The organism is Nostoc foliaceum FACHB-393, from assembly GCF_014698505.1.
Classification (GTDB): Bacteria; Cyanobacteriota; Cyanobacteriia; order Cyanobacteriales; family Nostocaceae; genus Nostoc; species Nostoc foliaceum_A.
Window position 1 is genome coordinate 38,824 of record NZ_JACJTD010000013.1, and the last position, 11,869, is coordinate 50,692.

9 protein-coding genes, 1 tRNA gene and 1 pseudogene are annotated in these 11,869 nt (G+C 41.3%); 9 read left to right on the forward strand and 2 right to left on the reverse strand.

The features are described 5' to 3' along the window. The first annotated feature begins 32 nt into the window (after positions 1-32). The 3 genes and pseudogenes from H6G92_RS13150 to H6G92_RS13160 form a co-directional block, all read left to right on the forward strand. Entirely contained in the window at positions 33-890 is an 858-nt protein-coding gene (locus H6G92_RS13150) for a DUF72 domain-containing protein (RefSeq protein WP_190894126.1), read from the forward strand. Positions 891-1,189: 299 nt separating this feature from the next. After that, the gene (locus H6G92_RS13155) at positions 1,190-1,630 is read left to right on the forward strand and encodes a hypothetical protein (RefSeq protein WP_190894127.1); all 441 of its coding nucleotides are present in this window, start codon (positions 1,190-1,192) and stop codon (positions 1,628-1,630) included. A 136-nt stretch (positions 1,631-1,766) separates the two neighbouring features. Then, a pseudogene (locus H6G92_RS13160) lies at positions 1,767-2,019 on the forward strand (nitrogenase component 1); the annotation flags it as partial. A 195-nt stretch (positions 2,020-2,214) separates the two neighbouring features. On the opposite strand, the gene H6G92_RS13165 reads toward H6G92_RS13160, so the two are convergent. Next, positions 2,215-2,853: a peroxiredoxin gene (locus H6G92_RS13165; RefSeq protein ID WP_190894128.1), complete on the reverse strand. Its 639-nt coding sequence runs from the start codon at positions 2,851-2,853 to the stop codon at positions 2,215-2,217. Between the two features lie 447 nt (positions 2,854-3,300). Continuing rightward, a tRNA-Thr gene (locus H6G92_RS13170) sits at positions 3,301-3,372 on the reverse strand. Positions 3,373-3,740: 368 nt separating this feature from the next. On the opposite strand from H6G92_RS13170, the gene argF reads away from it, so the two are divergent. From argF to H6G92_RS13200, 6 genes are all read left to right on the forward strand, one after another. After that, positions 3,741-4,661, forward strand: coding sequence for an ornithine carbamoyltransferase (gene argF / locus H6G92_RS13175; RefSeq protein WP_190894129.1), 921 nt, complete (start codon positions 3,741-3,743; stop codon positions 4,659-4,661). 210 nt (positions 4,662-4,871) lie between these two features. Continuing rightward, positions 4,872-5,477, forward strand: a complete 606-nt coding sequence (lexA, locus tag H6G92_RS13180) for a transcriptional repressor LexA (RefSeq protein WP_190894130.1) — start codon at positions 4,872-4,874, stop codon at positions 5,475-5,477. A gap of 88 nt (positions 5,478-5,565) precedes the next feature. Continuing rightward, positions 5,566-7,047 (forward strand): DNA phosphorothioation system restriction enzyme, encoded by a 1,482-nt coding sequence (locus H6G92_RS13185; RefSeq protein WP_190894131.1) that lies wholly within the window; start codon positions 5,566-5,568, stop codon positions 7,045-7,047. Positions 7,048-7,377: 330 nt separating this feature from the next. Then, entirely contained in the window at positions 7,378-7,551 is a 174-nt protein-coding gene (locus H6G92_RS13190) for a hypothetical protein (protein ID WP_190894132.1), read from the forward strand. Next, the gene (locus H6G92_RS13195; protein ID WP_190894133.1) at positions 7,548-9,620 is read left to right on the forward strand and encodes an AAA family ATPase; all 2,073 of its coding nucleotides are present in this window, start codon (positions 7,548-7,550) and stop codon (positions 9,618-9,620) included. Before H6G92_RS13190 ends, H6G92_RS13195 begins: the two co-directional genes overlap by 4 nt. A 327-nt stretch (positions 9,621-9,947) precedes the next feature. Next, a complete protein-coding gene (locus H6G92_RS13200; RefSeq protein WP_190894134.1) occupies positions 9,948-11,846 on the forward strand; it encodes a DUF3370 family protein in 1,899 nt (632 codons plus the stop codon). Positions 11,847-11,869: the final 23 nt, after the last annotated feature.

The window sequence follows — 11,869 nt, forward strand, 5'->3', positions numbered from 1 at the left end:
ATATGATACCTCAAGGCTTTTAGGCAGGCACTGTGAACTTTTTTATCGGTTGTGCTGTTTGGGCATATAAAGGTTGGGTGGGCGAACTCTATCCCCAAGGCACTCGCACAGCTGATTTTCTGCATCTTTACAGTCGTCGCTTCACCACCGTAGAAGGTAACACCACCTTTTATGCCGTGCCTAACCAAGAAACTGTAACCCGTTGGGCTGCCGAAACACCAGCAGGTTTTGAATTTTGTCTAAAATTACCGCGAGATATTACCCATCAAGGATTGCTACAACCTTATATTCCGGCTGCATTAAAATTTCTGGAAGGGATGCGTCCTTTAGGTAAACGTCTTGGCCCGATGTTTGCCCAGTTACCACCCAGTTATGCACCTGTATTGCTGGACGATTTGACCAACTTTTTGGAAGCTTGGCCGCGCACAGAAGCGCCCCTAGCATTAGAAGTTCGGCATCCTGACTGGTTCAGAGAACCCCATGCTAGTAATTTAACGGCGCTTTTAGAAAAGCTAGGTGTGGGACGGGTACTATTAGACTCGCGCCCTATTTACACTGGAGATGATGACCCGCAGTTGCAATCGGAACGGCGTAAACCCAAATTACCGTTGCAATTGAGTGTGACAGCACCTTTTACTCTGATTCGGTTTATTTCTCATCCAAATTTATTAGTGAATCAGCCGTTTATGGAAGAATGGGTAAGGCAGATTCAGCAATGGTTGCAGACGGGAGTACGAATTTATTTCTTTGTCCATTGTCCAATAGAAGCGCGATCGCCCAGCATAGCCCGTCACTTCCAAGAGCTATTAGAACAGAGTGATACACCAATTCCACCCCTACCTTGGAATAACCTTGAGCATCCCCCCACTCAACTCAGTTTATGGTCTTGAAAAGCAGGGCATAAGGAACAGGGGGGAGTAGTCCCAGAGAATGAAGTTTATAAGTTTTTGACTTTTATCAGATATCTAATGCTTAGATTTAAAAAAAAGAGCGATAATTAGTGTTGCGATACTTTTTTGTTAAAGCTTGATATTCCTTTCTTTTTAGCTAAAGGAGTAATAGCCCTCTTTGTTAAATGGCGATAAGGGTTTAAGTGATTCATAAATATATTTAACAGAAAAGTATTCAATTTTAGTGTGTATGTGATTTAAGCGCATTTTTTGAACGCAGTTACACCGAGGAGGTTGAGATGAGTCGTCTTCTTTACGAAAATTCAGTCTCATACAAAGGATATCTCATCATTCCATTTGTTTTTGGAAAAGTTGATAATTACGAAATTTATTCGTATAAATTACTATCTGAAATTGGTAATAAAAGCCAATTTCATAAAGCAGAAAACCCAGCAGAAATTTATGGAAGTAGCGTTAGTAATATCGTTGATATTGCTAAAGAACATCTAGATAAAAATTCAGAGTTTGTTCATCGAGGGGATAGTTTTAAGTCTCGCTACATTTACCGAAACAATTTAATTATCATTTTCCAAGAAAGAGACAAATTCTTTTATGACCATTATCCACCAGAGTTATTGAATAATATTGCAGCTCCAAAATTATTCAAATCTGAATACGAATGTCTGAGTTGGATTAAACAAGGGCTTAATGGGCAACATGTGCGGCAAAGAACTATTTGAAGGAGGCTATTATAGCGATTCTCGTTTACGTGAGGTACACCCGTAGGGGCACGGCACTGCCGTGCCCCTACACTTAGGGTATCTAATGTTGTACCGTATCTGAGTGGGAACCGCTGTATCCAGAGGAGGATATTTAATGGCGATTATTAGCGTTACAAGTACATCTGTTGTAGTTAATCCCCTCAAGCAAAGTCAAACTGTGGGTGACGGGAATCATGCCTTTATTACACGGTTTTCAAGGCTGTACTGCTTTGACTAAGGCGGTATTAGTACAACATTTCCGTCAGACGATTCCCCTTTCCAGTACAGCGATGACAGAAGTTGGAACCATTTTGGGTGGTGAGGAAAGGGTTGAACAAGCAATCTTGACTTTGGTGCAGAAATCCAAATCTAGCAATAGATACAATCTCACCGATCAACTTCAGCTTTGATAGTTACTGAAAAGCCGTATACGTCGATTGGTGAATATACTAACCAATGTTCAACAAACTAGGCGCAAGCAAACTTCTGCATTGACTCAAATAAACAAAGACGCAATGTTATAACATTGCGTCTTTGCTTTTTATCCGAAATCATTTTCAGATTTACTTGTTAGGCTGAGGAGTTAGCCGCAGATAGGGTTTGACTTCCTGGTAGCCTTTGGGGAATTTCTCTTTGAGTACTTCTGGATCTTTGAGTGAGGGGACAATTACACAATCGTCTCCATCTTTCCAGTCAGCTGGTGTCGCTACGCTGTAATTATCAGTCAATTGCAGAGAATCAATCACCCGCAAAATTTCATCAAAGTTGCGTCCCGTGCTGGGGGGATATGTGAAACTCAGGCGGAGTTTCTTATTGGGGTCAATTACGAAAACCGATCGCACTGTCAAAGCCGCATTAGCATTGGGGTGGATCATGTCGTAAAGATCAGAAACCTTGCGATCCGCATCCGCCAAAATTGGGTAGTTGAGGGTGGTGCTTTGAGTTTCTTCGATGTCTCCCACCCAGCCTTTGTGGGATTCAACATCATCAACACTGAGTGCGATCGCTTTGACATTGCGCTTGTCAAATTCTGGTTTTAGCTTGGCAACTGTGCCAAGTTCTGTTGTGCAAACAGGTGTAAAATCAGCAGGGTGAGAGAACAGCACAACCCAGCTGTCACCTGCCCATTCGTAAAAATCGATGTCGCCGTGTGTTGAGGCTTGCGTAAAGTTGGGTACTGTGTCACCTAGACGGAGAGCCATGTGAGATTCCCTGTAATTAGAAAAGCATATGTGTTCTACTTTGCCATCATGACATAAAACCCCTATTCCCCAATCGGACTTTAGCGGTTTGAAACAAAATTTTAGGTTGTCACCACTCTCGGATAAGGGACGAGGGAAGGTAAAGATTATTAAGGGACTTCCAAATAAAAAAATATACCATCGCTATAGAGGCAGGGAGCAGGGAGCAGGGGGAGGGATAGTCGTAGTGAAGTCCAGAAATTGGATAATTTAATTTCTGGAAGTCCCTAAGTCACATACTCCCACACTTTTACAAGCGGTTGTCCCTACGAGTATCTGTGCTTATCTGTGGTTAATTATTTTTTCCGTACCTGATCCATGCGGGAACCGCCATAGTTTAGATACTAAAACATAAACTCGTGTAATCTATAGCCAAAAATCCCCCAGATTTGGGGGATTTTACGTTAAAGCCAGCAGCGGGATTTGAACTCGCGACCTTCCGATTACAAGTCGGATGCACTACCACTGTGCTATGCTGGCAACTTTGGCGTAGGTGTAGCCTACTGTAGGCATTGCTTTTAAATAGCAACCACAATTTATGATTGTACCATAATTAATTTATTTGTCTACCTGTAATTGCTAAAAAATATCTGCCTCTTCAGAAATTAGGCTCAAAGACCTGAGATTTTGGCAATAACGCTGCTTTTATGCCCTTAGATGGGAGCGTTGGCGTTGCAATTGTGACGAAACAGAAAAAAATTATGTTGATAAATTGATATTCATGGCAAAAGCTAACTCAAATCCTGGGCTGGACGCAAAAATATTGTGTACAGTTCTAAAAGTGTATTTTCTTGACACGGCTGAATAAAGGAACAGAAATATATAATTATTTTTTACAGATCACAAGCATGGCAGCATTGCTCGGACGAGATTTATTAAGTCTAGCGGACTTCAGTCCAATGGAAGTTCAAGAACTTCTGCAATTGGCAACTCAACTTAAATCACAACAACTGAAGTTGCAGTGTAATAAAGTTTTGGGGTTGTTGTTCTCCAAAGCTTCAACTCGCACACGGGTAAGTTTTACTGTGGCGATGTACCAACTGGGTGGACAGGTAATCGATCTCAACCCCAATGTCACTCAAGTTAGTCGCGGGGAACCTTTGCAGGATACGGCGCGGGTGTTAGACCGATATCTGGATATTTTGGCAATTCGCACTTTTGCACAGCAGGATCTGGAAACTTTTGCTCACTATGCCAAGATTCCGGTGATTAATGCGCTTACTGATGCAGAACACCCCTGTCAAGTCTTAGCGGATTTATTAACGATTAAAGAAAGCTTTAATACCCTTGCTGGCTTAACTTTAACCTACGTGGGTGATGGGAATAATATGGCTAATTCTCTGATGTTGGGCTGTGCTTTAGTGGGGATGAATGTCAGAATTGCCACTCCTAGCGGATATGAGCCAGATTCTCAGATTGTAGAACAAGCAAGAGCGATCGCTAATAACAAAACGGAAGTCCTTGTCACTCATGATCCTGAATTAGCAGCTAAGGGTTCTGCTGTACTTTACACTGATGTTTGGGCAAGTATGGGGCAAGAAGCAGAAGCAGACAACCGAATGCCAATTTTCCAGCCTTACCAAATTTCAGAGCAGCTATTAAGTCTTGCTGACCCAGAGGCAATTGTTTTACACTGCTTACCAGCCCACCGTGGTGAAGAAATTACCGGATCTGTTATTGAAGGTTCTCAATCACGAGTTTGGGAACAAGCAGAAAATCGCTTACACGCCCAAAAGGCTTTGCTTGCCAGTATCTTAGGGGCAGAATGAAAGAAGTTAGGAGTTAGGAGTTAGGAGTCAAAATAGCGAATGTGCGATTGGCTCCTAACTACTTCCTGGTAAAAAATCCAAAATAAATGGGTAAAAGAAAAGAGAATTATTTTTCTTTTGCCTTTCATATTTTTACTTTTCTCTTGTTATGGGGAGTTTTTTGTAGTACTAATGTTCTAGAGACATTTATAATTACTTCCGGCTTTCTTTATGGAACGTCTAACTGAAGCTCAACAAGAACTTTACGAATGGTTGGCAGAATACATCAGATCGCACCAGCATTCGCCTTCAATTCGGCAAATGATGCAAGCGATGAACTTGAAGTCACCAGCACCAATTCAAAGTCGCTTGGAACATTTACGCACTAAAGGATATATAGAATGGACTGAAGGTCAAGCACGAACGATTCGGATTTTGCGTCCTGTTAAGCAAGGTGTACCAATTTTGGGGACAATCGCTGCTGGTGGTTTAATAGAACCCTTTACTGATGCTGTAGATCATTTAGACTTTTCTAATATCTCGTTACCTCCCCAAACCTACGCTTTGCGCGTTGCTGGCGATAGCATGATTGAAGACTTAATTGCTGATGGCGATGTCGTATTCCTGCGTCCAGTAGCAGAACCAAATCATTTAAAAAACGGCACTATTGTCGCCGCCAGAGTAGATGGATTTGGTACCACATTAAAACGTTTTTATCGCCAAGGCGATCGCGTTACCCTCAAACCAGCAAATTCTAAGTACAATCCCATTGAAGTCAGCGCCATACAAGTGCAGGTACAAGGTTCTCTCATCGGTGTTTGGAGGGGTTACAACTGAGTAATAGAAAATGGGGAGTGGGGGAGAGATAATCAATACCCAATGCCCATTAATTAGGGTTCATGACTACCTTTGTGCTTAACATTTTATGTACCTGACGCAAAATTCAGTGCAGCAACTGCCCGCTTTCCGATTAAAATTGCCATTTGCAAGGGAAAGTAAGGGCAGTTATCACACTTCGCAACCATTACCAGGATGCCCAAGAATGCCTCCGTCTCTGCAATTACGGCAATATCAGCGAGAAGCGATCGCTAGCTGGTTTACCAACAATGGCAGAGGGACGCTGAAAATGGCTACTGGTAGTGGTAAAACCATTACCGCACTAGCGATCGCTTGCGAATTATATCAGCAGATTAATTTACAAGTTCTGTTGGTGGTATGTCCCTACCGTCATCTCGTTACCCAATGGGCGCGAGAATGCGAAAAGTTTAATTTGCAACCCATTTTAGCCTTTGAGAATTTACGCACTTGGCAAAGTCAACTTTCTACCCAAATTTATAATCTGCGTTCTGGTTCTCAACGGTTTATTACTGTAATTACTACGAACTCCACTTTAATTGGAGATGGGTTTCAGTCTCAACTCAAATATTTCCCCGCCAAAACTTTAATTATTGGTGATGAGGCACATAATTTAGGCGCACCCAAGTTAGAAGAAAGTTTACCGCGCAGTGTGGGGTTGAGACTAGCTTTATCTGCCACACCGGAAAGGTATTTTGATGATTTTGGCACGCAATCTTTATTTGATTATTTTGGCCCAGTTCTCCAGCCAGAGTTTACTTTAAGGGATGCGATCGCTCAAGGTGCTTTGGTGCATTATCTGTATTATCCGGTGTTGGTAGAGTTAACTGAAGCAGAAAGCATTGCTTATTTAAAGTTAACTAAAAGAATTGGGCGATCGCTACTTTATCGAGATCGAGAAAATGGCGAAACGGGAAACTTTGAAGACAATGAAGATTTAAAGCCTTTATTGATGCAAAGAGCAAGATTAATTGGTGCAGCAGAAAATAAATTAAATGCTTTACGGGATTTAATGGCAACTCGCCGCGAAACTACTCATACACTTTTTTATTGTAGTGATGGTTCCCAAGATACGGGACAACGTTCATCCCTACGCCAACTTAAAGCTGTTGCTAAAATTCTGGGGGTGGATTTGGGGTACAAGGTAAGTACCTATACAGCCCAAACTACTTTACAAGAAAGAGAACTATTACGTCATCAATTTGAAAGTGGTGAATTACAGGGTTTAGTGGCAATTCGTTGTTTAGATGAAGGTGTCGATATTCCGGCAATTCAAACTGCGGTGATTTTATCAAGTTCTGGAAATCCTCGGCAATTTATTCAGCGGCGGGGGCGAGTTTTACGCCCTCATCCTGGTAAAGAACGCGCCACTATATTTGACATGATTGTTTTACCACCAGATTTAGATAGAGAAACTATAGAAGTTGAGCGTAATCTGTTAAAAAAGGAATTGCGCCGCTTTGTAGAGTTTGCTGATTTGGCTGATAATGCAGGCGTTGCAAGAATGAAGTTACTTGATTTACAAAAGCGATATGGTTTATTAGATATTTGATCATGAACCAGAGAATAGTTGTATGTTTTTGTAAAATTTTTCGAGATTTGAAAAAAGAAGCATTAAATATGAAATAATAAAATTATGAATTAGATCATAATGGGATGTAAGCCGCGTTAAAAATTTCACTTACATCCCATTATGATCTAGATTATTACTATTAATAATAACAGAGAGCGATTAAATAATAAAGTATTTTTTCAAATAAAATTATAAATTTAAAAAAATAGTTTTTGCAAAATTAAAGATAATGCAAACAGTGGCTTTACGGAGGCAATTGCAACACTAGAGAAAGTTAAAATATGGAAAAAGCATATTTCAAAATCCGATATGTCACAAGAGACGAATATCGATGATGTACAAGAGCCAATAACCAGTGCTCCATCAGAAGTACGGCAAATCATTGAGCGGGTATGGAAGCTGGAAAAAGGCAGGCTAGATAAGAAGATTAACACCCATATAAATGATAATATTTTGGACATTATTAAGGAAGAGGTGCGATGAAGCTGACTTCAATCAAGCTATGCAACTTTCGCTCCTTTTATGGTACGACACCAGAGATGATCCTGGCTGGTGGAGATGCTCAGAACACGACGATTATTCATGGTAATAATGGCTCTGGTAAAACTAGCTTGTTAAATGCCTTTACGTGGGTATTGTATGATAAATTTAGTGCAGCATTTGCATCGATAGAACAGTTGGTGAATAAACGTGCGATCGCAGAAACTCAAAAAGGTCAAGCTGTAGAATGTTGGGTAGAGATTGGCTGGGAACATGAAGGTAAGCGCTATCGAGTTAAACGCGCTTGTCGAGGTTATAAAAACGAAGGTGATTTTGACGCTGGCAAAACTCAATTAACCATGTGGGTTGGTGCGGATGATGGCAAATGGAATATACCAACTCAGCAACCAGACGATATAATTAATCAAATTTTACCCGCTACTTTACATCAATATTTTTTCTTTGACGGCGAACGAATTGAAGAAATAGTCCGTTCTGATAAAAAAGCTGAAATTGCCGAAGCTACAAAAATCTTCTTGGGTGTGGAAGTGATTAACCGTTCCATCAGACATTTGGGAGATGCTAAAAAAACTCTAGAAAATGAGTTAAAAGCTATTGGTGATTCTGAAACCAAACAACTATTACGACAGCAAGAAAAGCTAGAGCAAGAGCGAGAACGCATTACCAAACGGCAAACTGAAATTAAAGAAGAGTTAGAATATCAACAAACTTTTAAAAAAGAGACAAGCAATCGTTTACGAGAATTGAGTGCTGCGAAAGAATTGCAAGAAAGATGGCAGGATTTAGAATCGCAGAAAGCAGCAAATCAAGAAGAATACAAAAAAACTAAGGAAGCCCTGAAAAAAGTTATTTCCGCGCGGGGGTATACAGTTTTACTCTCAGAAACTACATCCCAGTTTCGAGGAATTATTAATGATTTGAAGCAGCGAGGTGAGTTAACATCTGGGATTTCGCGGGAATTTGTGAATGATTTACTCAATTCCCAACGCTGTATTTGTGGTGCAGAGCTATATGAGGGTAATCATTCTCATACTCATGTGAGTGCTTGGTTAAATAAAGCAGGTTCCTCGGCGGTGGAAGAAACTGCAATTCGGATGAGCGCTCAAGTAGATGAAATTGATAAACAAGCCATAGGATTTTGGGAAGAAGTTGATAGAGAACAAACTAGGATTAATCAGTTAAGGCAAATCATATCCCAAATTGAAAGTGATTTAGACAATATTCAAGAACGGTTGCGAAAAGATGCTAATGAAGAAATTAGCAGTTTGCAAAAACGGTTAGATGAAATTGAAAGTAAAATTGATGAATTAAACCGAGAACAAGGTGCAAATCAGCAGCAAATTGCTCAACTCACAACTGAAATTGAAGGTTTGAACAAACAAATCGCCAAACAAAAGCTGAATGAAGACAAGCAAACTTTAGCACAGCGGCGAATTAACGCTACTCAAGATGCAATCGAACGGTTAACAGAAGTTAGGAATCGTCAAGAGCAACAATTTCGTCTGCAACTAGAAAAGCGAGTACAAGAAATATTTATGGAGATTTCTGTGACTCCATACATTCCTAAAATCAGCGATAAATATGAACTGACATTAGTAGAAAATACCACAGGTATAGAAGCACCAGTTGCAGCATCCACTGGAGAAAATCAGATTCTCAGTTTATCCTTTATTGCCAGCATCATTGACAAAGTACGGGAATGGAGTGAAAAGCGAAAAATGATGATGATTCCCGATAGTAGTACTTTCCCAATTGTCATGGATTCACCGTTTGGTAGTTTAGATGAAAGTTCGCGACGACACATTGCGAAGACAATTCCCCAATTAGCGAATCAGTTGATAGTATTAGTTACTAAGACTCAGTGGCGGGGTGAAGTAGAAGCGGAAATGACAGACAGAATTGGTAGAGAATATGTGCTTACATATTATTCTTCTAAGCCGGATTGCGAACAAGATTATATTGAGTTGGGTGGCGAAAGATATGCTTTAGTGAAACAAAGTCCGAATGAGTTTGAGTATACCGAAATTATGGAAGTTGAACGAGATAGATAATTACGCCCCGGCGAATGGAGTTTGCGGTTATACAAAACATAAACCTAAAGCAGCTACTCTTACGAGAACGCTTTCAGCGTTAGCGCAGCGGTAGCGACGTTCGCGTAGCGTCTCGCAGAGAAGGAGCGTCACCCGCAGGGTAGCCTACGGAGGTGGGTTAAGAGTAAGAGCAAAATAACAAGACGCTTAAGCAAATTATTTTAACCCGCGCAGGCGGGTAAAGTCTTGTGCAGATGAGGTTTTTAAGTACCTTTTTAAGGTTAAGTTGATTCTTCTCAAGTATCCATAAAATGCTTTAATAGTTTGAGTTTATACTAAAGTTTATTAATGCTACTCAGAAAAACTTCAGTAGTCGTCGTCTCCCTCTTAACTCTATCAACTCCCAACGCCCTAGCGTTTTCTGACACCCAAAACTATTGGGCAAAAAATTGTGTCCAGCAATTAGGAGAGCGTAAACTGATTACAGGCTATCCTGATGGTAGTTTTCGCCCAGAAGCAACTGTGACACGCGCTGAAGCAGCAGTGTTAATGCTAAATGCTTTTCCTGATTCACCAGTGAAACGCACCGCTGCATCATTTAAAGATGTACCCGCTAATTACTGGGCAAATAAAGCAATTTCTACCGCTTACCAAAAAGGATTTTTTTCTGGTTATCCCGGTGGGATTTTCCAGCCTAACCAGCCAATTCCTCGCGCCCAAATCATTGGTGTCGTAGCTGGTGGGAAAAATTATAGCCTTGTATCCAGCCCAATGCAGATATTACAACAATATTTTAACGACGCGGGACAAATTCCTAACTATGCCCAAAATGCGATCGCATCTGCGACTATTAATAGTATTGTTGTCAATTATCCCAATGTCAAACAGCTAAAACCACTGCAAAGCGCTACTAGAGGCGAAGTTGCGGCTTTGATATGTCGGGCGTTAAATATCTACACGGTTCCGCCACAATATATTGCTGGAGTCGAAGTACATCCCCAAGAAGTACGCCCTTTACCAGGAAAACTCGATATTATTCCCACCTTTAACAGCAATAGTCCCGAACTGGTAACAACTGAAGGAATTTTACTATCAACTTTCCCCCCAGATGGAAAACAAGTACAGTCAGCACATTTAAATTATCCCTTTCAAGGCAGATTTGATATATTTGCTCATCATATCGTCAGGGCGGAAACACCAGCCCAAAGCCGCACTGTTTACCAAGGGATAATCGTACATAATCCAGGAAATGAACCTGTCACGTTGCAAGTATTACAAGCAGCTAGTCATCTCACCAGAGAAGCGCCGTTTATCGCTTTACCTGATGTGGTGGAAAATCCCCAAGGTACAGTTTACTCTGGGCCGGGCGATCGCACAATGAATGATGTATTGCGGGGAGTTCGCCAAGGGATTTTTCCCCAAAAGCTGGTAATAGAACCAAAAGAAACGCAAATCCTAGCGAATTTACCCATTCCTGTACAGGCTCCTGCTTCTAACGGTCGCACTACGATGATGCGCTTGGCAAGTAGTAGCCCAGTTTATCTCGCAAATTTAGTTAAAAATAGTAATATTTCACCCACCTTAGCCGAGTGGCAAAAGCTTCTGGATACAGCCAATTTAGCAGGAAAGCGTGACCCCATTCCAACACCTCTCGACCCTCCCAGAGAACCAACAGTATTTAGTCGCGTCGCTGGTGTCTCCCAAGGAACGCAATGGCAAACACAGCTTACGGATAATCTTAATGTGTCTGAGTTAACGATACCCCAACCAGGAAAGGCGTTTTCTTATCCTTTGGGAACTGTACATTTAATTACTCTTAGCACTGGACAAATTCAAAGCGCACCGATGTTAAAACGCTATCCTGATACGGCGTACTTTGCTCACAGTAACTATGGTGTTGAATATAATCTGACTTTACCCCTCAGAAATATTACCAATCAAACTCAGGTTGTAAATGTATCAATCCAGACTCCTATTAAGGATGAAGGAGGAACAGATAGACTGCTGTTTTTAAAGCCAGGTGTAGAACAAATATTCTTTCGGGGAACGGTGCGGGTGCGTTATATCGATGATAATGGTGTGGAAAAGACGCGCTATGTGCATTTGGTACAGCGTCGGGGACAAAGGGGTGAACCATTGGTGACGCTGAAGATGTTGGCGGGTGGGAAGCGAGAAGTACAGGTGGACTTTTTGTATCCTCCAGATTCTACGCCGCCGCAGGTGTTGACGGTGAAAACGGAGGGGTGATTTTTTCACTACACAGCTTTCAG